The sequence below is a fragment of the Actinomadura sp. GTD37 genome, assembly GCF_041951365.1.
Lineage (GTDB): Bacteria > Actinomycetota > Actinomycetes > Streptosporangiales > Streptosporangiaceae > Spirillospora.
This window is the reverse complement of record NZ_JBGNUS010000011.1, coordinates 168,187-188,994: the sequence shown is the minus strand read 5'-3', so window position 1 is coordinate 188,994 and position 20,808 is coordinate 168,187. Positions and strand designations below refer to the sequence as shown.

Annotated in this window: 20 protein-coding genes; 5 read left to right on the top strand and 15 right to left on the bottom strand. The window is 73.6% G+C overall.

The annotated features are described in order from the left end of the window. Positions 1 to 166: 166 nt before the first annotated feature. Positions 167 to 1,399 carry an RNA polymerase sigma factor gene (locus ACA511_RS36820; RefSeq protein ID WP_375029345.1) on the top strand — a complete coding sequence of 411 codons (1,233 nt, stop codon included), beginning with the start codon at positions 167 to 169 and terminating at the stop codon, positions 1,397 to 1,399. A 7-nt stretch (positions 1,400 to 1,406) separates the two neighbouring features. Here the strand turns inward: ACA511_RS36820 and ACA511_RS36815 are convergent, their stop codons facing one another. Further along, positions 1,407 to 2,054: a rhomboid-like protein gene (locus ACA511_RS36815; RefSeq protein WP_375029344.1), complete on the bottom strand. Its 648-nt coding sequence runs from the start codon at positions 2,052 to 2,054 to the stop codon at positions 1,407 to 1,409. Positions 2,055 to 2,080: 26 nt separating this feature from the next. Continuing rightward, on the bottom strand, positions 2,081 to 3,700 hold the full coding sequence (locus ACA511_RS36810; RefSeq protein ID WP_375029343.1) for an MFS transporter: 1,620 nt from the start codon (positions 3,698 to 3,700) through the stop codon (positions 2,081 to 2,083). Positions 3,701 to 3,851: 151 nt separating this feature from the next. On the opposite strand from ACA511_RS36810, the gene ACA511_RS36805 reads away from it, so the two are divergent. Further along, on the top strand, positions 3,852 to 4,535 hold the full coding sequence (locus ACA511_RS36805; protein ID WP_375029342.1) for a TetR family transcriptional regulator: 684 nt from the start codon (positions 3,852 to 3,854) through the stop codon (positions 4,533 to 4,535). Positions 4,536 to 4,591: 56 nt separating this feature from the next. Further along, positions 4,592 to 6,019 carry a glutamate decarboxylase gene (locus ACA511_RS36800; RefSeq protein WP_375029341.1) on the top strand — a complete coding sequence of 476 codons (1,428 nt, stop codon included), beginning with the start codon at positions 4,592 to 4,594 and terminating at the stop codon, positions 6,017 to 6,019. A 14-nt stretch (positions 6,020 to 6,033) separates the two neighbouring features. Here the strand turns inward: ACA511_RS36800 and ACA511_RS36795 are convergent, their stop codons facing one another. The 4 genes from ACA511_RS36795 to ACA511_RS36780 form a co-directional block, all read right to left on the bottom strand. Further along, positions 6,034 to 7,230: a cytochrome P450 gene (locus ACA511_RS36795; RefSeq protein WP_375029340.1), complete on the bottom strand. Its 1,197-nt coding sequence runs from the start codon at positions 7,228 to 7,230 to the stop codon at positions 6,034 to 6,036. Positions 7,231 to 7,452: 222 nt separating this feature from the next. After that, a complete protein-coding gene (locus tag ACA511_RS36790) occupies positions 7,453 to 8,625 on the bottom strand; it encodes an acyl-CoA dehydrogenase family protein (protein WP_375029339.1) in 1,173 nt (390 codons plus the stop codon). Next, positions 8,626 to 9,732: an acyl-CoA dehydrogenase family protein gene (locus tag ACA511_RS36785; RefSeq protein ID WP_375029338.1), complete on the bottom strand. Its 1,107-nt coding sequence runs from the start codon at positions 9,730 to 9,732 to the stop codon at positions 8,626 to 8,628. Beyond that, complete coding sequence (locus tag ACA511_RS36780; protein ID WP_375029337.1) at positions 9,733 to 9,999, bottom strand: hypothetical protein; 267 nt, start codon at positions 9,997 to 9,999, stop codon at positions 9,733 to 9,735. It lies immediately after the preceding gene. Positions 10,000 to 10,390: 391 nt separating this feature from the next. Between ACA511_RS36780 and ACA511_RS36775 the strand changes: the two genes are divergently transcribed. Next, a complete protein-coding gene (locus tag ACA511_RS36775; RefSeq protein ID WP_375029336.1) occupies positions 10,391 to 10,954 on the top strand; it encodes a TetR family transcriptional regulator in 564 nt (187 codons plus the stop codon). 84 nt (positions 10,955 to 11,038) lie between these two features. Continuing rightward, the gene (locus ACA511_RS36770; RefSeq protein ID WP_375029335.1) at positions 11,039 to 11,275 is read left to right on the top strand and encodes a DUF397 domain-containing protein; all 237 of its coding nucleotides are present in this window, start codon (positions 11,039 to 11,041) and stop codon (positions 11,273 to 11,275) included. Between the two features lie 427 nt (positions 11,276 to 11,702). Here the strand turns inward: ACA511_RS36770 and alc are convergent, their stop codons facing one another. Genes alc through uraD form a run of 9 tightly spaced genes read right to left on the bottom strand, consistent with a single transcriptional unit; the run spans position 11,703 to position 20,714 of the window. Next, the gene (gene alc / locus ACA511_RS36765) at positions 11,703 to 12,719 is read right to left on the bottom strand and encodes an allantoicase (protein ID WP_375029334.1); all 1,017 of its coding nucleotides are present in this window, start codon (positions 12,717 to 12,719) and stop codon (positions 11,703 to 11,705) included. Beyond that, positions 12,716 to 14,026 carry an allantoinase AllB gene (allB, locus tag ACA511_RS36760; RefSeq protein WP_375029333.1) on the bottom strand — a complete coding sequence of 437 codons (1,311 nt, stop codon included), beginning with the start codon at positions 14,024 to 14,026 and terminating at the stop codon, positions 12,716 to 12,718. The genes alc and allB overlap by 4 nt, the downstream gene beginning before the upstream one ends. Positions 14,027 to 14,039: 13 nt before the next feature. Further along, positions 14,040 to 16,352: a molybdopterin cofactor-binding domain-containing protein gene (locus tag ACA511_RS36755; protein WP_375029332.1), complete on the bottom strand. Its 2,313-nt coding sequence runs from the start codon at positions 16,350 to 16,352 to the stop codon at positions 14,040 to 14,042. Further along, the gene (locus tag ACA511_RS36750; RefSeq protein WP_375029331.1) at positions 16,352 to 17,695 is read right to left on the bottom strand and encodes an 8-oxoguanine deaminase; all 1,344 of its coding nucleotides are present in this window, start codon (positions 17,693 to 17,695) and stop codon (positions 16,352 to 16,354) included. Before ACA511_RS36750 ends, ACA511_RS36755 begins: the two co-directional genes overlap by 1 nt. Next, positions 17,692 to 18,174, bottom strand: coding sequence for a (2Fe-2S)-binding protein (locus ACA511_RS36745; protein ID WP_375029330.1), 483 nt, complete (start codon positions 18,172 to 18,174; stop codon positions 17,692 to 17,694). The genes ACA511_RS36750 and ACA511_RS36745 overlap by 4 nt, the downstream gene beginning before the upstream one ends. Beyond that, positions 18,174 to 19,052: an FAD binding domain-containing protein gene (locus tag ACA511_RS36740; protein WP_375029329.1), complete on the bottom strand. Its 879-nt coding sequence runs from the start codon at positions 19,050 to 19,052 to the stop codon at positions 18,174 to 18,176. The genes ACA511_RS36745 and ACA511_RS36740 overlap by 1 nt, the downstream gene beginning before the upstream one ends. Positions 19,053 to 19,066: 14 nt before the next feature. Beyond that, the gene (gene pucL / locus ACA511_RS36735; protein WP_375029328.1) at positions 19,067 to 19,927 is read right to left on the bottom strand and encodes a factor-independent urate hydroxylase; all 861 of its coding nucleotides are present in this window, start codon (positions 19,925 to 19,927) and stop codon (positions 19,067 to 19,069) included. A 5-nt stretch (positions 19,928 to 19,932) separates the two neighbouring features. Next, a complete protein-coding gene (gene uraH, locus ACA511_RS36730; protein WP_375029327.1) occupies positions 19,933 to 20,244 on the bottom strand; it encodes a hydroxyisourate hydrolase in 312 nt (103 codons plus the stop codon). After that, complete coding sequence (gene uraD / locus ACA511_RS36725; protein ID WP_375029326.1) at positions 20,241 to 20,714, bottom strand: 2-oxo-4-hydroxy-4-carboxy-5-ureidoimidazoline decarboxylase; 474 nt, start codon at positions 20,712 to 20,714, stop codon at positions 20,241 to 20,243. Before uraD ends, uraH begins: the two co-directional genes overlap by 4 nt. Between the last annotated feature and the right edge of the window lie 94 nt (positions 20,715 to 20,808).

The window sequence follows — 20,808 nt, the reverse complement described above, 5'->3', positions numbered from 1 at the left end:
CCATGAACATCACCGTCCGCAGGCGGCGCGACTACCTTCCGTGCTATTCGACGTGCCGTCCGATCTCGGACTTCTCAGCCGCGGACACGAGGCGCTAGAGTCCCGTTGATCAGCTATGCACCATTTGTCGGACAGTTGGACCAGCCGGACGGGAACGGGAGGGCACATGCGCGGGGACCTGGGCTCGCTCTACGACGCGCACGCCGACCGCCTGTACGCGTACTGCTGGTCGCTCGTCGGCGACCAGCTCGCGGCGGCGGCCGTCGGCGACACGTTCAACGCGGCCGTGCACCAGCCGCCGCGCGGCGACAGCGTGCTCTGGCTGTACTCGCTCTCCCGGACGGCCTGCGCCGAGCGGGGCGCCTTCACCGGCGACCTCGCCGTCCAGGGCGGCATGCTGTTCGCCGACCCCGACCCGCTGCTGCGCGCCGCCGCCGGGCTGCGCGCCGACCACCGCGAGGTCCTGCTGCTGTGGGCGGGCGAATGGCTCGAACCCCATGACATCGCCCGCGTCCTCGGCCTCGCCCCCGACACCGTCCTGCAGCTGCTCGCCGCCGCGCGCACGCGGCTGGAGCGGAGCGTCCTCGACATCCTGATGCGCGGTACGGCCGGGCCGCGGCTCGACCTGATCTCCGCGTTCGAGAAGGGCCGGCTGCCGCGGCTGCTCGCCGGCCGCGCGCCCGCGGGCGCGCCCGGCTGGCTGCGCGACCGGGTCCTCGCCGCCTGCGAGCAGGAGGCCGCGCGGCCGCTGCCGAGCGTCATCTCGCCGAGCCCGCTCGTCGTGATCGGGGCGGAGCGCAAGGACCGGCGCAAGCGCGGGCTCTCCGGCGGCGTCTCCCGGGGCCTCGGCGCCGCCGCGGGCGTCGCCGCGTCGGCGGCCGCCGTCATCGGCCTGCTCATCTCCTGGCCGGCGGCCAAGGGCGGCGGCGGTGAGGCCGCCTCGATGGTCCCGTCGTCGAGCGAGGGCCAGACGAGCCCGGCGTCGGCGAAGACCAGCGGCGTGCCGCAGAACCCGCTGCCCGGCCTCACCGGTTCGGAGCGGGCCACGGGCGGCGCACCGTCCGGGAACCCGGTCACCAGCGCCTTCGACGGCCCGCCGCAGCAGGCGGGCGGGGCTCCGGCGCCGCCCGCGACGTCCCCCGCGGACACGCCGTCCCCGGAGAAGAAGCCGGTGACGGACACGCCGTCGAGGCCGGACGAGCCGTCCACCCCGCCGGAGGAGCCGCCGACCACTCCCCCGGCGACCCCGCCGGCCGACCCGACGACCCCGCCCGACGACGGGTCGACGCCGCCGACCACGCCGCCGACGGACACGCCGACCGACCCGCCCACGGACGGTTCCGGGACGCCGAGCCCGAACCCCACCGCCAACCCGACCCCGGAGCCGGGGCAGGGCTGACCACGGGTCAGGCCCCGGCGGCCGCCCCGGGCACCGGAGTCCCCGGGACGGCGGAGCGGCGGCGTTCCAGCAGCAGGAGCAGCCCGCCGATCAGCCCGCCCGCGAGCATCGCCACCAGGTGCCCGACGGCGGCGATCTCCAGCGCGGGCAGGCCGTCCAGCAGGACGGGCGCGAGCGCGCACCAGCCCGCGAGCGCGAGCAGCCGCCGCACCCGCCCGTGCCCGTACAGGAACGCCGCGACGAGCGCCGCGCACAGCACGTAGGACGGCCCGACGTCGGGGATCGTGCGGATGGAGTCCGACAGGAGGCCGGCCTCCAGCCGCACGAGCGCGATGCCCTGGCTGACGAGGGTGCCGAGGACGTGCGAGGCGGCGACGAGCACCACGGCCCGCAGGTTGCCGAACCGCCGGGTGAGCGGGAACAGGCCGATCGCGGCGGCGACCAGCAGCACGCCCTGCGCGCCTTCGGCGACGAACGCCGACGCGATCATCGTCCCGACCGGGTTCACCGCGAGGTTCGCCAGGTTGGTGCTGGCCCAGGCGATCACCGCGTGCCGCGCGTCCGGCGGCAGGACGAGCGCCTGCACCATCCAGACGGCCGCGAACAGCCCGAGGAACGTCAGCGGCATCGCGTACCGCTTCACGAACGCGCCCATCACACCGGCAGCCTAACGCCGTCCGCTCAGACGGCCGCGGCGCCGTCGACCGGGCTGTTCCCGCGCCGCACGAGCAGGGCCGCGAGGACGGCGGCGAGCGCGACCGCCGCCGCGACGCTCAGCGACTCCTGGAAGCCGTCCATGAACGCGAGGTGGCTCCCGGTGGTGATGGCGTCCGCGGCCCCGTCCGGCGTGCCGGGCGGGACGGGCGCGACGCCCTGCGACACGAGCCCTCCCGCGCCCTCCAGCTGCTGGGCCGCCGGCGCGGGGACGCCCGCGTCGGTCAGCCGCCCGAACAGCACGTCGCCGACCCTGGTGGACAGCAGCACGCCCAGCACGGACGTGCCGAGGACGCCGCCGACCTGCGAGGCGGTCTGCTGGAGGCCGCCCGCGACGCCCGCGAGGTGGGCGGGCGCGTTGCCGACGACGGCCTCGGTCCCGGCGACGAGGACCATCCCGAACGCCAGGCCGATGAGGACGAACCACGGCCAGAGCTGCACGTAGGCGGCGTCCACTCCGATGCGGGACAGGCCGAACATCGCGGCCGCGGTGAACGCCATCCCGAGGGCGAGCGGCAGCCGCGGCCCGAACCTGCTGGTCAGCGCGCCCGCGATCGGGGACGCGACGATGAACACGGCGGTCATCGGCAGCAGCCGGACGCCGGCGTCCACCGGGCTCATGCCGTGCACCTGCTGCAGGTAGAGGGTGAGGAAGAAGATCGTCCCGAACATCGCGAAGAAGCCGAGGACGATGAGCCCGGTCGCCGCCGACAGCGACACCGAGCGGAACAGGCCGAGCGGCAGCAGCGGGCTCTCCACCCGCTGCTCGTTCCAGGCGAACACGGCGAACAGCACGGCGGACGCGGCGAAGGAGACCAGCGGGACGGCGTCGCCGAACCCGTTCTCACCGGCCTTGATCAGGCCCCAGACCAGGGCGAACAGGGCACCGCTGAGCAGCGCGACGCCGCGCAGGTCGAACGAGCCGGCGGCCTGCTCGTCCCGCGACTCGCGGATCACCCAGAAGCCGACCAGCAGCGCGACCAGCCCGAGCGGGGCGTTGAGGAAGAACACCGACTCCCAGTTGACGTTCTCGACCAGCAGGCCGGCGACGATCGGGCCGCCCGCGATGGAGAAGCCGAGCGTGCCGCCCCAGACGCCGATCGCGGTGTTGAGCCGCTCGGCGGGGAAGGTGTTGCGCAGGATGGCGAGGCTGGCGGGCTGCAGGAGCGCCCCCGCGAAGCCCTGCACGACCCGCCAGAAGATCACCATCCCGAGCCCGCCGGACAGCCCGATCAGCACCGAGGAGACGGCGAACCCGAGGACGCCGGCGAGGAACGTCCGCTTGCGCCCGAACCGGTCGGCGATCTTCCCGGCGGGGATCAGCGTGACGGCGAGCGCCAGCAGGTAGGCGTTGGTCACCCACTGCAGGCCGGACAGGCTCGCGTCCAGGTCCTTGGCGATCGCGGGGTTGGCGATGGACACGACGGTCGCGTCCAGGCCGACCATCATCACGCCGAGCGCGACGGCGGCGAGGGTGAGCCATGGATGCCCGTGCCCGCGCCGCGCCGGCCGGGCGCGGGACCGTTCTCGCGGCGGGACGTCGGCGGCGCCGCTCTCGAGGATGTCGGCGCCTTGCGAATGAGTCATCTGCGACCTCCGGCTTGGGTAGGGGTTCAAAGTGTCACGGCATGACACTTGTCGTCAAATGCCGAAGGTCACATGAGGACAGGATTCAGCTTACGACAGAATTCGCCGTCCGCCACTTGGCGCGCGTTCACCCGCTGGCTACACTTCGCCCATGACCGCGACCGCCCGCGAGACCGTCCCCGAGACCGGTCCGTCCTGTCTCGGATCCGAGCCCCCGGGCAGGCGCGAGCGCAAGAAGCAGCGCACCCGCGAGGCGCTCATCAACGCCGCGTTCACCCTCTTCGCCGAGAAGGGGTTCGACGCCACCACCGTCGAGGAGATCGCCGACGCCGTCGACGTCTCGTCCCGCACGTTCTTCCGCTACTTCGCCTCGAAGGAGGACGTCGCGCTCACCTTCCAGGAGGAGCAGGTCCGCGCCGTGGCGTCGGTGCTGGCCGCGCGCCCCGCGGACGAGCCGATCATGACCGCGCTGCGGCGCACCGTGGTGGAGATCGCCCGCGCCTGCGAAGGGGGCGAGCTGGGCTTCGACCCGGGCCGCTTCGAGTGCATGCTGTCGATGATGAACGACAGCCCCGCCCTGATGGCGGGCAGCCTTGAGCACGCGCAGCGCAAGCAGGCGCTGCTGACCGAGATCGTCGCGCGGCGGATGGGCCTCGACCCCGGCGCCGACCTGCGCCCGCACGTCGTCGCCGCCGCCGCCCACTGCGGCTTCCAGGCCGCCGCCGACGCCATCCGCCGCAAGGGCGGGACGTTCGCCACGCTCTCCGAGGTGGTCGACCAGACGTTCGCCATCCTGGAGAGCGGCCTCAACGAACCGCCGCCCCCGGGCGAGTAGCCCCCGGGCGTCCGCCGCCCCGGTGTGGAGCCGGGCGGCCGGGGTAGTGCGGCGACATGGCCCTGAAGCATCCCCGCGCCGCCGGCGGCGGCCGCGACCTGCGGATCAATCCGGTCTTCAGCCGCGAGCCGCTGACCGTCCCCCGGTACGCGCTGCCCGCCGGCGAGATGGAGCCCGGCACCGCGTACCAGATCGTCCACGACGAGCTGATGCTGGACGGCAACGCGCGGCTGAACCTGGCGACGTTCGTGTCGACGTGGGCGGAGCCGGAGGCGCTGCGGCTGATGGCCGAGTGCGCCGAGAAGAACATGATCGACAAGGACGAGTACCCGCGCACCGCCGAGCTGGAGATGCGCTGCGTCCACATGCTCGCGCGGCTGTGGCACGCCGAGGACCCGCACCGCGCCGTGGGCTGCTCGACGACCGGGTCCAGCGAGGCGGCGATGCTCGGCGGCCTCGCGCTCAAGCGGCGCTGGGCGGCGCGGCGCCGGGCGGCCGGCAAGCCGGCCGACCGGCCCAACCTCGTCATGGGCGTGAACGTGCAGATCTGCTGGGAGAAGTTCGCGAACTACTTCGAGGTCGAACCCCGGTACGTGCCGATGGAGGGCGACCGCCACCACCTCGGCGCGCGGGAGGCGGTCGAGCTGTGCGACGAGAACACCATCGGCGTCGTCGCCGTGCTCGGCTCCACGTTCGACGGCGGCTACGAGCCCGTCGCCGACATCGCGGCGGCGCTCGACGACCTGGAGCGGCGGACGGGCCTCGACGTGCCGGTGCACGTGGACGGCGCGTCCGGCGCCATGATCGCGCCGTTCCTCGACCCGGACCTGCGGTGGGACTTCCGGCTGCCGCGCGTCGCGTCGATCAACACGTCCGGGCACAAGTACGGCCTGGTCATGCCGGGCCTCGGCTGGGCGCTGTGGCGGGACGAGGAGGCGCTGCCGGACGACCTCGTCTTCCACGTCAACTACCTCGGCGGCGACATGCCGACGTTCGCGCTGAACTTCTCCCGCCCCGGGGCGCAGGTCGTCGCGCAGTACTACACCTTCCTGCGGCTGGGCTTCGACGGGTACCGCCGCGTCCAGCGGACCTGCCGGGACGTCGCGACCCGGCTGTCCGCCGAGATCGGGCGGCTCGGCCCGTTCGAGACGCTCACCGACGGCGGCGAACTGCCGGTGTTCGCGTTCCGGGTGCGCGACGACGTCCGCGACTTCACGGTGTTCGACGTGTCGGCGGCGCTGCGCGAGTCGGGATGGCTCGTGCCCGCCTACACCTTCCCGGAGAACCGCACGGACCTCGCCGTGCTGCGGATCGTGGTCCGCAACGGGTTCGGCCACGACCTCGCCGACCTGTTCCTGGACGACCTGCGCCGCGTCCTCCCGCGGCTGTCGGCCCAGCCGGCCCCGCGGCGCACCGCCGAGGACGCCGGCGGCTTCGCGCACGGCGCCGAGCCCAAGCACCTGAGGTCCCCCGGCCGCGGCTGACCAGGCCCCCGGGGTCACCAGGCGACGGGGAGCTCCCGCGGGCGGTTCACGAACCGGGCGGTGTGCCAGGGCACCTGGTCGGCCGGCACGGCGAGGCGCAGCCCGGGGAGCCGCACGGCCAGCGCGGACAGCGCGACCTGGAGCTCCATCCTCGCCAGGGACGCGCCCAGGCAGCGGTGCAGGCCGTGCCCGAAGGCGATGTGCGGGTTGCTGCGGCGGGCGATGTCGAGGGTCTCGGGCTCGGGGAAGGCGTCCCCGTCGCGGTTGGCCGCGGACAGCTCGACCAGGACCTGCTCCCCGGGCCGCAGCAGGACCCCGCCGACCTCGATCTCCGTCAGCACGAAGCGCGTCAACGACCCCTGGGCGATCAGCGGCACGAAGCGCAGGAGCTCCTCCACGGCCGCGGGGACCAGCCCCGGATCCGCGGCCAGCCGCGCGTAGTCGCCGCCGCGCAGCAGCAGGAACACGAAATTGGGGATCTGCGACGCGGTCGTCTCGAATCCCGCGGCGAGGACCGCGCGCACCAGGTTGTTCAGCTCGTCGCCGCTGAGGCGGTCGCCTTCGATCCGCTCGCGCACGAGCGCGCCGATGAGGTCGTCGGTCGGATGCTCCACCCGCATGGCGGCCAGTTCCGCCAGATAGCCGTTCATCTCGTCGATGGAGGACCGGATCTCGTCCCCGGTCAGGTCGCTGGTGCTGAGGAGGGCGTCGGTCCAGGCGGTGAAACGGCGCCGCTCGGCGACCGGGACGCCGAGCAGGTCGCAGATGACCTGGATGGGCAGCGGCAGCCCGAACGCCTCGACGAGATCGGCCGGTCCGCCCGCCTCGGTCATCGCGTCGAGGAGCCGCCCGGCGATCCGCTCGGTGCCGGGCCGCAGCGCCTCGACGCGGCGCGGCGTGAACGTCCGGTACACGAAGCGGCGCAGCCGGGTGTGGTCGGGCGGATCCTCGGTGAGGAGCGTGTCGCTGGTCGGGTCGATCGGCGTCATGCCGGCGACGCGGTCGGCCGGGATCCCGGCGCGTTCGCGGTCGCGCCCGAACGCCGGGTCGCTGAGCACGGTGCGGGCGTCCTCGTACCGGGTGACGAGCCAGGCGGGCGCCCCGTAGCCGAGCTGGACGCGCACGGGCGCCGACCCGGCGCGCGCCTCGGCGAGCAGCGGCGACACCTGGAGGGCGTGGTCGGCCGGGAACGGAAAAGTCGGAATATCCACCACAGATCCGATAATTGCCTTATATCACGCTTTGCGATATCGCCGGGCCTGCCACTCCACCCTGGCCGCGACCGCAGCCTCTCCTATCTCCACCACGAATTACGCCATCGAGAAGCCCATATCGGGAACGCCGCTTAATGCCCTTCCCGCCAATTACCGGGCCGCCGGCCGCGCCGACTCACGATACGGCGGGCGGACCCGGGAACGCTCTCCGATCGGAGGTCAGCGGGGCGCGCGGGGCAGGCCGAGGCCGATCATGGCGATCAGCTCGCGCTGGATCTCGTTGACGCCGCCGCCGAAGGTCAGCACGAGCGCGCCCTTGGCCAGCCGGTCGACCGACGCCGTGAAGTCCGCCGTCTCCGGGTCGCCGGGGTCGCCGTAGCGGGCGAGGACGTCGCCGACGATCCGGCCGACGTCCTGCATCCGCTCCGAGGAGTAGATCTTCGTGGCGGACGCGTCGGCGGCGCCGAGCCAGCCGAGGTCCTGGTTCGCGGCGACCTGCCAGTTGAGGATCTCGTTGACGCGCAGGTAGGCGTGCACCTGGGCGAGCGCGCGGCGGACGGCGGGCTCCTCGATGAGCGGGCGCCCGTCCCGTCCCGCGGTGGCGCGGGCCCAGCGCTCGAACCGGATGCGGGTGTGCCCGATGTTGCCCGCCGGGCCGAGCGTGACCCGCTCGTGGTTGAGCTGGTTGACGATGAGGTCCCAGCCCTTGTTCTCCTCGCCGATCAGCATGTCCGCCGGGACGCGGATGTCCTGGAAGTACGTCGAGTTGGTGTGGTGGGCGCCGTCCATCGTGATGATCGGCGTCCAGGAGAAGCCCGGGTCCTTGCAGTCGACGATGAGCATCGAGATGCCCTTGTGCTTCTTCGCGGACGGGTCGGTGCGCGCCGCGAGCCACACGTAGTCGGAATGGTGCGCGCCGGACGTGAAGATCTTCTGGCCGTTCACGACGTAGTGGTCGCCGTCCCGGACGGCGGTGGTGCGCAGGGCGGCGAGGTCGGTCCCGGCGCCCGGCTCGCTGTAGCCGATCGCGAAATGGCACTCCCCCGCGAGGATCCGCGGGATGAAGAACTCCTTGTGCGCGTCCGACCCGTACTGCAGGATCGTCGGCGCGACCGAGTTCAGCGTGATCAGCGGGTAGGTGACCTCGGCGCGGGCGATCTCGTTGGCGAAGATCGTCTGCTCGACCGGGCCGAAGCCGCGGCCGCCGTACTCCGTCGGCAGCGCGACGCCGAGCATGCCGTCGCGGCCGAGCCGCTTGCAGTGCTCCATGTAGGCGGCGCCGAACGGGTCGGCCGAGATCGCGGCGCGCTGCTCGGCGGTCAGGCAGTTCTCGAAGTACTCGCGCAGCTCGGCGCGGAGCTTCTTCTGCTCGCCGGTCAGGTCGATGAACATTCAGGCCTCCTGGGCGATGAGCGCGCCGAGCGCGTCGAGCCGGTCTTCCGCGCCGCCGAGCAGGTGCCCGCAGTGCTTGCCCCAGGCGAAGTAGCGGTGCAGCGGGTAGGTGACGTCCAGGCCGATGCCGCCGTGCAGGTGCTGGCAGGTGTAGAGGGCCTTGATGACGGGATCGCACGCGTTGTAGGACGCGATCGTCAGCAGCTCCTCGGCGTCGTCGGCGCCCTCGGCCAGCCGCCAGACGCCCGACCAGACGGCCACGTCCAGCGCCCGCTTCGCGATGTAGACGTCGCTGACCTGCATCGTGACGGCCTGGAACTGCGCGAGGGCGCGGTCGAACTGCTCGCGGGTCTTGGTGTACTCCTTGGTCAGCTCCAGCGCGCCCTCGATGACGCCGGACGAGATCGCGACGGCGCCGGCGACGGCGGACCGGCGGAGGGTGTCCCAGGCGGCGCCGTCGGCCGTCCCGCCGAGCAGGGCGCCGGGGCCGACGCGGACGCCGTTCAGCGCGACCCGCGACAGCGGCTCGCTCGTCGCCGACGGCTGCGGGGTGATCGTCGCGGCGGCCGGCTCGACCAGGAAGACGCCGACGCCCTCCCCCTCGACGCGGGCGGGCACGAGGATCCGCGCGGCCTCCCGCGCGTACGGGACGAACGTCTTCACGCCGTCGAGGACGTAGCCGTCGCCGTCCTTCCGGGCCGTCGCGGCGATCTCGCCGGCCGGGCCGACCTCGCGGTAGGCGCCCGTCAGGACCGTGGCGGCGTCGGTCAGCGGGGCCAGCAGGGCGCGCTGGTCCGCCGTGCCGTGCGCGGCGATCGGGACGGCCGCGAGCGCGAGCGACGCGTACGCCGGGACGGGCGCCACATGGAGGCCGACCTCGCGCAGGACCACCGCCAGCTCGACCGGGCCGAGCCCGGCGCCGCCGGCGTCCTCGGGCAGGACGAGGCCGAGCAGGCCCGCCCGGCCGAGCGCCGTCCAGGCCGCCTCGTCGTAGGGGGCGCCGCTCTTCTCGAACGCCTCCAGCCGCTCCGGCGCGGCCTCGCGCGCGAGCACTCCGGCGGCGAGACCCTTGATCTCTTGCTGGGTCTCATCGAGGTTGAAGTCCACTCATCCGCTCCCTTCCAGGAGGTGCAGCCGGCCGCGCCGCTCGAACTCGGCCCGCGGGCCGGCCGCGCCCGCCGCGGTCATCCGGCGGTAGGCGAGGTCGCGTCCGGGACGCCACCACACCGGGTCGTCGGTCCGCCGGCCGTCCTTCACGAGCCGGCGCTTGAGGATCTTGTCGGACGCGGTCGCGGGCGGCTCCCGCATCACCCGCACGTAGCACGGCGGCCACTTCGGGCCCAGGTCGGCGCGCCCGCGCAGGTAGCCGGCCAACGCGTCCGGGAGCGCAGCCCCGGGCGGTCGTCGTCCGCCCTCGCCTCCAGCAGTGCGGCGACGTTCGTCATGCCCACCTCCCGGACGCGCCCACGGCGAAAAAGTAGAACAGATTCTAGTCTGTGTCCAGAGGTCCGATCGTTCCCGTTCACGGGGCGGTTAGCCTGGCGCGGCAAGGCCGCAGGGCGGAACCGGGGAGCACGTCCGAGCGGCCGCCATCGGACGATCAGATAACACGTTCTCGTGATGGCTGTACGCTGGAGGGGAAACGTCGGGCGGCCGAGCCCGCGCAGAAGGGATGACGACCGTGACCGCAGAGCCGACAGTGACCGGGGACGAGACCCGGGGTCAGCCGGCGGGACAGGCGGCAGGCCCCGCGGCCGGACAGGGCGTGCGCTCCCGCAGCCAGCACCAGCGGCGCAAGCGTATCGTGCAGGCCGCGGCGGCGCTCGCGTCGCGCGGCGGCATCGAGGCGATGCAGATGCGCACCGTCTCCGAGCGGGCCGGGGTCGCGCTCGGCACCCTCTACCGCTACTTCCCGTCCAAGATGGATCTGGTCGTCGCCGTCGTCAGCGAGGAGATCCTGCTCCTCGAAGGCAGCATCGAGCGCCGCCCGCCCCGCGCCGGCGGGGCGCCCGAGCGCGCGGTCGAGGTGCTCATGCGCGCCACCCGCGGCCTGATGCGCGAGCCCGAGCTGGCCGAGGCGCTGATCCGCTCGCTGCTGCTGTCCGACGTCAAGACCGACTTCGGCGAGCGGATGAGCGAGCTGCTGCTGCGCGCCGCGTCCGGCCCGCCGGAGGACATCTCCGCCGAGGACCCGCGCCGCCTCGTGGCCCGCGCGCTGTCCGGCATCTGGACCATGGAGATGATCGAGATGCTGCGCGGGAACGCCACCGCCGAGGAGATCCAGTCCCGGCTGGAGATCACCGCTTCGCGCCTGCTCATCGACCCCTGACCGCGAGGGCGTTCCGGCGTCTCCCGGCCCGCTTCCCCACTAGCCTGGGGGCTCCCACAGGAGCCAGGAGAAGAAGGTGTGCCAGTGACCGAGCAGGAACCGATCCTCAGCGACGGGGTCATCATCGAGTTCGTCGATGGCAAGGACGTCCCCGTCCAGCACAAGGACTTCGGTGAGCGGGCCGTCGTCATGCGCGACGCCAAGAACCCCGAGGGTCCGATCCTCTACTTCACCGAGGCCGAGTGGGACGCGTTCATCGCGGGCGTCAAGGACGGCGAGTTCGACGACCTCCTCGAAGAGGACCCCACCGAGGCGACCTGACCGTGAACGACGTACGCCCCCGGCGCTCCGCCGGGGGCGTACTCATGCGGACGTCCGTCCACTACGGATGTGATGGCTGCGCGGCGGTTCGGGCGGCAGGCGAGGAATGCCGAGGAGTCCAGGGAGAGGGCTTCCGCGGCCCTGTTGAGGGAGCCGGCGCTGGTACCTGGCCAGTGGCCGGTCGAAAATGGCGCGGAAGGCCAGGTTCGTTGTCGATGGTGGCCAGGGCGGCGTGGGTGATCTCAACGGACTCCTCGGTAGGGGCCGTGACGTTGGCCAGGGCGCTCAAGATGGTCAGTTCGGGCATCCGCGCTGCCTGGTCGGTGGTGGTGATGAGCGGCTGGGCGCCCGGACCCGTGCCAGGCCCACCACCAGCGGCCTGAGGTCGAAGTCGGGATGCCCGAGCGTGATCGGCAGGGTGGTCTGCCTAATGTCTTGTGAGGGCGTCCCAGCGGGCGGCGAGTTCCCGCGTCCCGTCCGGGGTGATGTCGCCGAGCAGGCGGAGCCGGGCGATGCCGCCGTCCGGGTGGATGTCGAGCCGGACGTGCGTCACCTCGGGCGACGTGAGGCGGAACCGGTGCCGGGTGTCCGGCAGGAGGCCGGTGCGCGGCAGGAGGGGGCGCCAGGCGTCCGGCGCGGCGGTGCGGGCGTCGAGGCCCTGCAGCGCGGCGGCGCCGGGCGCGTTGAACTTCAGGTTCGCGGTGTCGATCTCGGCGAGCCTGACGACGCCGGGCGCGGCGAGCCGGATCACCGCCCAGTCGTGGCCGCCGTCGCGGCGGCGGGCCGTCTCCCAGCCCTCCGCCTGGTTGCGGGCCAGGCCGGGGAACAGCATGTTGTCCGGCGCGGAGTAGAACATGTCCGAGCAGTCGATGACGCGGGCGCCGTTCTCCAGCGCCGCGAGGTCGACGGTCAGCCCCCTCAGCAGCCGCGGATCGGGGACCACCTCGCCGTGGACGCGGAGCCGGGCGATGCCGCCGTCCGGGAGCATGTTCAGCCGGACGTGCGTGAACAGGCGCTCCGCCCGCACCGGGAAGGGGTGCGCCGCGTCGCCCCGCAGCGGGCTCTCCGGGACGATCTCCACCCACTCGGCGCCGGAGAGGTCGGGCGGGTAGCCGTCCACGGCGCACGCCTCGACGGACGCGCGCGGCGGGTAGTTGCCCTCGAACCAGGCGGTGTCGATCACGACGCCGCGGACGACGCCGGGCAGCCCCAGCCGGACCACCGCCCAGTCGTGGCCGCCGGCGCGGCGGCGCGCGGTCTCCCAGCCGTCGTAGAGCTGCCCCTTCGGGCCGAAGGTCTCCGGGGCGAACGCCGGCGCCCACGGGTTGACCAGGTTCTCCTTCTCGGCGAAGGACTCGTCGCTCGCCGCGATGACCGACCCGCCGAGGGTGCGGACGGCCAGGTCCGGCAGCGACGCGAAGGCGGCCGTCTCCGGATCGTTCATCGTGCCTCCCGGGCGAGCAGGCGCCCCGCCGGCCGCTCGCCGGCGGGGACGCCCCGCAGCCACGTCCGCCGGACGGCGCCGGTCAGCGTCCTGCCCTCGTACGGCGTGACGGGATGCCGGTGGTGAAGCGCCGCCGGGTCGACGGTGAGCGTCTCGCCGGGGGCGAAGGCGACGAGGTCGGCGTCGTTGCCGACGGCGATGCCGCCCTTCCGGGGGACGCCGGCCAGGGCGGCGGGCGCCTCGGACATCCAGCGGACGACCTCGTCCAGGCGGTGCCCGCGCTCGCGTGCGGCCGTCCACACCACGGGCAGCCCCAGTTGGAGGGACGAGACGCCGCCCCACGCGGTCGCGAAGTCGCCGCGCTTCAACTCGGGCGTGCAGGGCGAGTGGTCGCTGACGACGCACGAGATCAGGCCGTCCGCGAGCCCCTGCCAGAGCCGTTCGCGGTTGGCGGCGCCGCGGATGGGCGGGCAGCATTTGAAGGCGGTCCCGGCGGCCTCTTGGGCGGTGAGCGCCAGGTAGTGGGGGCAGGTCTCGGCCGTGACGGGGACGCCCTGGGCGCGGGCCTCGGCGAGGACGTCCAGGCAGTCGGCGGCGGACAGGTGCAGGATGTGGGCGCGCACGCCCGTCTCCGCCGCCAGCCGGACGACCCGCTCGACGGCCCGGCGTTCGGCGGACGCGGGCCGCGACGCGAGGAACTCGGCGTACCCGCCGCCGGACGGCGCGCTGAGCGCGGCCGGGTCCTCCGCGTGGACGATGACCAGCCCGCCGAACGAGGCGATCTCCCGGAACGCCGCACGCGTCTGCTCGTGGGAGAGCGGCGGAAACTCCGGCACCCCCGAGTCGGACGTGAAGCACTTGAACCCGAAGACGCCGAGTCGGTGGAGCGGGCGCAGCGACGCGAGGTTGCCGGGGACCGCTCCGCCCCAGAATCCGACGTCCACGGCGCACGCGCCCTCGGCGGCCGCGCGCTTGGCTTCGAGCGCCTCCGGGTCGACGGTCGGCGGAAGCGAGTTGAGCGGCATGTCGATGAGCGTGGTGACACCGCCCGCGGCGGCGGCGCGGGTCGCGGTGGCGAACCCCTCCCACTCCGTCCGGCCGGGCTCGTTGATGTGGACGTGCGTGTCGACGAGGCCGGGCAGCAGCGCGACGTCGCCGAGGTCGACCGCGGCCTTGGCCGGCGCGCCACCCGCATGGTCCGAGATCGCGGCGATGCGGCCGTCCCGGACGGAGACGTCGGCAGGGCGCTCGCCGTCCGGGAGCACGGCCCGGCGCGATCGGATCAGGAGGTCGTCCACGCGGTTCACCACGAACCGCCGGTCACGGTCGCCCTTGGACGATGTGCTCGGGGCGGACCGGGACGCGGGTGAGGGGGCGGCCCGTCGCGTCGCGGATGGCGGCGACGATGGCCGGGGTCGAGGACAGGGTCGGCGGTTCGCCCGCGCCGCGCAGGCCGTACGGCGCCTCCGGGTCGGGGTTCTCCAGGATGTCCAGGCGCATGGGCGGCATGTCGAGGATGGTGGGGATCAGGTAGTCGGTGAACGAGGGGTTCCGGACGAGGCCGTCCGACACGACGATCTCCTCCATCAGGGCGAGGCCGAGTCCCTGCGCGGAGCCGCCGTGGATCTGGCCCTCCAGCGACAGCCGGTTGATGATCTTGCCGACGTCCTGGACGGCGGCCATCTCGACGACCTTGACGAGGCCGAGCTCCACGTCCACGTCGACCACCGCCCGGTGCACGCACAGCGCGAGCTGGGTGTGGCTGCGGCCCTGCCCGGTGAGCGGGTCCATCCGGGCGGTGGGCCGGTGGTGGTACTCGCGGGTCTCCTCGATCGCGTCGCCGCCGAGGACGTCCTCGATGGCGCCGAGCACGCCGTCCGCCCGCGAGACGATCTTGCCGCCGGCGACGTTCAGGTCGGCGCGCCCGAACCGGCGCTCTGCGAGCGCGAGCAGTCCGGCCCGCACCGCCTCGCACGCCGCCTTCACCGCGCCGCCCGACATGTACGACTGGCGGGACGCGCTGGACGAGCCCGCGTCGCCGACGCCGTCGTCCGTCGGGGCGATCGTGACCCTCTGGACGCCCAGCTCCGTCCGCGCGATCTGCGCCTGGATCGTGACGAGCCCCTGCCCGACCTCGGCCGCCGCCGTGTGCACGAGCGCGGTCGCCTCGCCGCCGATGACCTCCAGCCGGACGCGGGCCGTGGACAGGTCGTCGAAGCCCTCGGAGAAGCAGATGTTCTTGATGCCGACGCCGTAGCCGACCCCGCGCACGACGCCCTCGCCGTGCGTCGTCTGCGACACCCCGCCCGGCAGGTTCCGGACGTCGGACGCGTCCGCGCCCGCGGGCATCGGCATCGCCTCCAGCCGCGTCAGCATCTCGGCGAGCGGCGCCGGAGAGTCGATGACCTGGCCCGTCGCCAGCCTCGACCCCTGTGAGACCGCGTTGCGCCGGCGGATCTCGACGGGCCCCAAGCCGCAGGCGTCGCCGAGCTTGTCCATCATCGACTCGTAGGCGAAGCACGCCTGCACTGCGCCGAACCCGCGCATCGCCCCGCAGGGCGGATTGTTCGTGTAGACGCCGTATCCGTCGATCCTGATGTTGGGGATCTCGTAGGGGCCGACGCCGAGGGAGGCCGCGTTGCCGACGACGTTCATGGTGGACGACGTGTACGCGCCGCCGTCCAGGACGATCTCGACGTCCGCGTAGAGGAGCCTGCCGTCCGATGCGGCGCCGTACTCGTACCTCATGTGGGCGGGATGCCGGTGGACGTGCCCGAAGAACGACTCGTACCGGTTGTAGGACATCTTCACCGGTCTGCCGGTGTGCAGGGCGAGCATTCCGGCGTGGATCTGCATCGACAGGTCCTCGCGCCCGCCGAACGCGCCGCCGACGCCCGCGAGCGTCATGTGCACCTGATCTTCGGCGAGGCCCAGGCACGGCGCGATCTGCTTGAGGTCGTTGTGGATCCACTGCGTCGAGACGTACAGGTCGACGCCGCCGTCCTCGGACGGGATCGCCAGGCCCGACTCGGGGCCGAGGAACGCCTGGTCCTGGATGCCGACCTCGTACTCGCCCGCCACGACCACCTCGGCGGCCGCCCGCGCGGCGTCCACGTCCCCGACCCGGACGGGCTGGTACCGGGTGATGCCGCCCCGGTCCTGGACCTTCAGCCGCTCCGGGTCGGCGATCACGGCGCGCGGGTCGGTGATCGGCTCCAGCACCTCGTACCCGACGGCGATCTCGGCCATGGCCCGGCGGGCCGTCTCCGGATGGTCGGCGGCGACCAGCGCGACCGGCTCGCCCTCGTGCCGGACCCGGTCGATCGCGAGGACGGGCTGGTCCTCGGTGCCGTCGATGCCGAACATCGTGCGGCCCGGCACGTCCTCGTGGGTGAGGACGGCCCGCACGCCGGGCAGCGCGAGCGCCCGCCCGACGTCGATCGACCTGATCAGGGCCCGCGGGTGCGGGCTGCGGAGCGTCGCGCCCCACAGCATGCCCTCCATCCACAGGTCGGACGCGAAGGCGAACTCGCCCGCGACCTTCAGCGTGCCGTCCGGGCGGAGCGGGCTCTCCCCGACCCCGCCGATGCCCGGCGCGGCCACATGGCCGGGGCTCTTCACCGGGGACGCCATCAGAGCACCTCCTCCGCGAGCCGCATGAGCCGGCGGTGGGCGTCGGCGCCGCGCCGTCCGGCCTCGTCCTGCGGGACGGTCACGAGCGTGTCGCCGTCCACGACGGTGCGCCCGCCGACGAGCAGGCGCTGGAGCGGCGGCACCGGGCCGAACGCGAACGCGGCGACCGGGTCGTCGATCGCGGCCCGGAACCCGTCCACCCGCCACAGCGCGATGTCGGCGAGCTTGCCGGGTTCGAGGGAGCCGATCTCGTCCTCGCGGCCGAGGCAGCGGGCGCCGCCGAGCGTCGCCATCTCCAGGGCCTGCCGGGCGGTCAGCGCGGCCGGGCCGTAGCGGGCGCGCTGCATGTAGAGGGCCTGCCGCAGCTCCCCGGCGAGGGGGACGAGCTCCGCCGACGCCGAGCCGTCCACGCCGAGCCCGACCGCCGCGCCCGCCTCCAGCAGGTGCGACACGCGGGCGATCCCGGCGCCGAGCCGCGCGTTCGAGCTCGGGCAGTGCGCCGTGCCGGTGCGGGTCTCGGCGAGCCGCTTCACGTCGGTGTCGTGCAGGTGGACGCAGTGCGCGAGCCACACGTCGGGGCCGAGCCAGCCGATCGAGTCCATGTACTCGGCCGGCGTCATGCCGAACTGCTCCCGGGTGTGCTCCTCCTCGTCCACCGTCTCGGCGAGGTGGGTGTGCAGCCGGACGCCCTTGCCGCGCGCCAGCCGCGCCGACTCGGCCAGCAGCTCGCGGGTGACGGAGAACGGCGAGCAGGGCGCGACGGCGACGCGCAGCATCGAGCCGGGCGACGGGTCGTGGTACCGGTCGATCGCCGCCTCGGTCTCGGCGAGGATCGTGTCGAGGTCCTCGACGACCTCGTCCGGCGGCAGCCCGCCCTGCGACGCGCCGCGGTCCATCGACCCCCGGCACGGGTGGAAGCGGACGCCGATCTCGCGCGCCGCCTCGATCCCGGCCGCGAACAGGTCGCCGCGCCCGGCCGGGAACAGGTAGTGGTGGTCGGTGGACGTCGTGCAGCCCGACTTGGCGAGCCACGCCAGGCCCGCGGTCGCCGCGCCCGCCACGACCTCGGCGTCCATCTTCGACCAGGGCTTGTAGAGGGTGCTCAGCCACTCGAAGAGCGTGCCGTCGGTGACCATGCCCTGGCTCGCCCACTGGTAGAGGTGGTGGTGGGTGTTGACCAGGCCGGGGGTGGCGAGGCAGCCCGCGGCGTCGACGCGCTCGGGGTCGCCGCCCGGCGCCCTGCCGGGGCCGACCGCCGTGATGCGGTCGCCGTCGACGACGATGTGGCCGTCCGGGTACTCGTCCCCGGAGACGGTGACGACGTGCGCGTTCTCGATGATCATGTGTCGGCCCTCCGGCGGGCGGCCAGCCGCACCGCGTCCAGGATCTTCTCGTAGCCGGTGCAGCGGCACAGGTTCCCGGCGAGCGCCTCGCGGATCTCGGCGTCGGTCGGCGCCGGGTTCCGCGCGATCAGGTCGTGCGTCTGGACGATCAGGCCGGGCGTGCAGAACCCGCACTGGACCGCGCCCGCCTCCACGAACGCCTCCTGGACGGGATCGAGCCGCCCGCCGCCCGGCGGCCCCTCGGCCAGGCCCTCGACGGTGCCGACCTCCCGGCCCTCCGCCTGACCGGCGGCGACCAGGCACGCGCACACCGGCACGCCGTCCAGGTAGACGGTGCAGGAGCCGCATTCGCCCTGCTCGCAGGCGTTCTTCGAACCGGGGAGGCCCATCCGCTCGCGCAGCATGTAGAGGAGGCTCTCGCCCTCCCACACGTCGTCCACGGCCTCCGCGGACCCGTTGACCGTCAGGTTCACGCGCATCAGGAGACCTCCCTTCCCGCGCTCGCGGCGCGGTAGTCGTCCCAGGCCCAGGTGAGTGTGCGGCGCGCCATCACCGAGAGCGCGTGCCTGCGGTAGTCGCCCGTCCCCCGGACGTCGTCGATCGGGGACGCGGCGGCGCGCACCAGCTCGCCGAAGCGCCGGCCCGCGGATTCGGCGAGCGGGCCGCGGCCCTCCCAGTCCAGTTCGGCGGAGATGAACGCCTCCGCCTCGGCGGCGCGGCGCGGCGTCGGCGCCGCCGACCCGAGGCCCGTGCCGACGCGGTGCTCCCCGGGGTGGAGGGCGAGCGCGAACGAGCAGACCGCGATCACCATCGCGTTCCTGGTGCCGATCTTGGAGAAGTACTGCGGGCCGGACGCGGGCGCCGTCCAGAACGCGCGGATCAGCTCGTCCGGTGCGAGCGCGTTCTGCTTCACGCCGGTGAAGAAGCGGGGCGCCGGGATCATCCGGACGCCGCGCGCCGCCGACTCGGCCTCGATCACCGCGTCCCCGGCCAGCAGCGGCGGATGCGCGTCCCCGGCGGGCGACGCGGCGCCGAGGTTGCCGCCGACCGTGCCCCGGTTGCGGATCTGCGGCGACCCGACCGTCCGGGACGCCTGCGCCAGACCGGGCAGGCTCCCGCCCAGCTCGGTGATCAGCCGGGCGTAGGGGACGCCGGCGCCGACGCGGAGCCGCCCGTCCGCCCGGTCCCATTCGGCGAGCGCGCGGATCCGGGTCAGGTCGAGCAGCGCCTCCGGCCGGTCCGCGTCGAAGTTGATCTCCACCATGACGTCGGTGCCGCCCTGGACGGGCCGCGCGCCCGGCCGCGCCGCCTTGGCGGCGAGGGCGTCCTCCCAGGTCGGCGGTCGCAGGAAGTCCATATCTCCAGGGTTCCTCAGTTCCAGGCGGATGGGGCGCCGGGGACGTCGTCATCGAGGACCGTGCCCTCGATCAGCCCGTACGGGCGGTCCGCGGCGAAGTAGACCTCGTTGTCGTTCTCCATGCCGAACGGGGCCAGATCGACCAGGAAGTGGTGCTTGTTGGGCATCGACAGCCGGACCTCGCAGATCTCGTCCCGCTCGGCCAGGACGCGGCGCCCCATCTGGAAGAGCGTCTGCTGGAGGGACAGGCTGCGCGTCCCGGCGAAGGCGGCGAGCAGGGCGCCGCGGGCGGCCGCGTACGACTCGTCCCATCCGGCGGCGGTGCCGCGATGCCGCCACCGCGCGGTCACGGCCGTCGCGAGGACGCGGTCGCGGGCCGGTTCGAGCGTCGTGTACTCGTCCCGCGCGAACCCGTGGAACTCGCTGCCGGTCGAGTTGAGGACGACCAGGTCGGTCAGGCCGGACACGACCGTCTCCGACTCCGCGCCGCTGTGGACCAGCGCCGTCCTGACCTCGCCGCCGTCCCGGACGAACGAGTGCCCGCCCGTGATCCGGCTCCAGCCGTACTCGTGGATCTCGACGCGGGCGTGGGCGATCGCGGGCTGGGACGCGGTGAAGTGGCGGGCGAGCAGCAGCCCGAAGTCCTCGATGGCGCCGATGCCGTGCTTCTTGGCGAACGCGAACACGGTGTTCTTCTGGCTGTCGGTCGGCAGGACGGCCGCGTTGTCGCCGGTCAGATGCACGTCGTCCATCGCGCCGGAGAGGGAGACGCTGACGTTGACGTCCTTGAGCCGGTGCGTGCCGCCGTCCCGGGTCACGCGGACGACGCGGGTCTCCGCCTTCCCGTAGCGGTTGGGTCCGAGCACGATGGCCATCGCCGCTAGCTCCCCCGGTAGGTCGAGTACGCGAACGGGCTGATCAGCAGCGGGACGTGGTAGTGCCGCCCGGGGTCGTCGATAGTGAACGCCACCGTGACCTCCGGGTAGAACTCCGACAGGCCCGCGGTGTCGAACGTGAGCCGGTGCACGCCCTTCCCGGCCTCCGCGCCCCACTCTTTGACGCGGCCGTCGGCGTCGGTGCGCGCCTGCGCGAGGGGCGTCCAGCCGTCCCGGTCGCGGCGGTCGAGCCGGACGGCCACGCCCGCCGCCGGCCGTCCCTTCGCCGCGTCCAGCACGTGCGTCGACAGGCTCATGCGCTCTCCCCCGCCTCCTCCGCCAGCTTGACCAGCCGCAGATCGACGATCGCGGCCAGCTCCCTCCGGACGGTCTTCCGCTCGGTCTCGGCGTCGTTCCCCAGCCGCTCCCGGAGATCCGCGAGCATCTCCAGGGCCGTCCTGCCCGACGCGCAGATCAGGAACACATGCCCGAAACGCTCCTCATAAGCCCGGTTCCCCTCGACCAGCGCGTCCCTCAGCTCCTTCGCCGCGCCGTCCATCCCGGACTGCTCGCCCCGCGACCAGCCCGCCTCCCGCGCCCCGCCGCCCACCCGGTCCCCGATGCGGGGGTGCGCCGCGAGCGCCTCCTCGACGTCGGCCCACGCCAGTTCGTCCAGCACCCGCTTCGAGATCTCGCGCAGCGCACCGAGGTCCTGCTGCCCGGCGACCGCCGCGACCCACCGGCGGGACGCGCAGCACGCCGTCAGGTCCGCGTCGCTCAACTCCACGTCTGCCAGTACACACAGCCGCCCGCGAACGGGTCGAGGCACAGGACGTCCGAACTGCGGCGCGCGTCACGCGCCGGCTTTTGTAGGTTTCTCC

Bases quoted from the DNA above. Each gene is read 5' to 3' on its own strand.
- uraH (WP_375029327.1), bottom strand. From the start codon at position 20,244: ATGAGCCTGTCGACGCACGTGCTGGACGCGGCGAAGGGACGGCCGGCG.
- ACA511_RS36790 (WP_375029339.1), bottom strand. From the start codon at position 8,625: ATGTTCATCGACCTGACCGGCGAGCAGAAGAAGCTCCGCGCCGAGCTG.
- ACA511_RS36815 (WP_375029344.1), bottom strand. From the start codon at position 2,054: ATGGGCGCGTTCGTGAAGCGGTACGCGATGCCGCTGACGTTCCTCGGG.
- ACA511_RS36755 (WP_375029332.1), bottom strand. From the start codon at position 16,352: ATGGCGTCCCCGGTGAAGAGCCCCGGCCATGTGGCCGCGCCGGGCATC.
- ACA511_RS36800 (WP_375029341.1), top strand. From the start codon at position 4,592: ATGGCCCTGAAGCATCCCCGCGCCGCCGGCGGCGGCCGCGACCTGCGG.
- ACA511_RS36750 (WP_375029331.1), bottom strand. From the start codon at position 17,695: ATGATCATCGAGAACGCGCACGTCGTCACCGTCTCCGGGGACGAGTAC.
- ACA511_RS36745 (WP_375029330.1), bottom strand. From the start codon at position 18,174: ATGCGCGTGAACCTGACGGTCAACGGGTCCGCGGAGGCCGTGGACGAC.
- ACA511_RS36810 (WP_375029343.1), bottom strand. From the start codon at position 3,700: ATGACTCATTCGCAAGGCGCCGACATCCTCGAGAGCGGCGCCGCCGAC.
- ACA511_RS36805 (WP_375029342.1), top strand. From the start codon at position 3,852: ATGACCGCGACCGCCCGCGAGACCGTCCCCGAGACCGGTCCGTCCTGT.
- ACA511_RS36740 (WP_375029329.1), bottom strand. From the start codon at position 19,052: ATGGACTTCCTGCGACCGCCGACCTGGGAGGACGCCCTCGCCGCCAAG.
- alc (WP_375029334.1), bottom strand. From the start codon at position 12,719: ATGAACGATCCGGAGACGGCCGCCTTCGCGTCGCTGCCGGACCTGGCC.
- ACA511_RS36820 (WP_375029345.1), top strand. From the start codon at position 167: ATGCGCGGGGACCTGGGCTCGCTCTACGACGCGCACGCCGACCGCCTG.
- pucL (WP_375029328.1), bottom strand. From the start codon at position 19,927: ATGGCCATCGTGCTCGGACCCAACCGCTACGGGAAGGCGGAGACCCGC.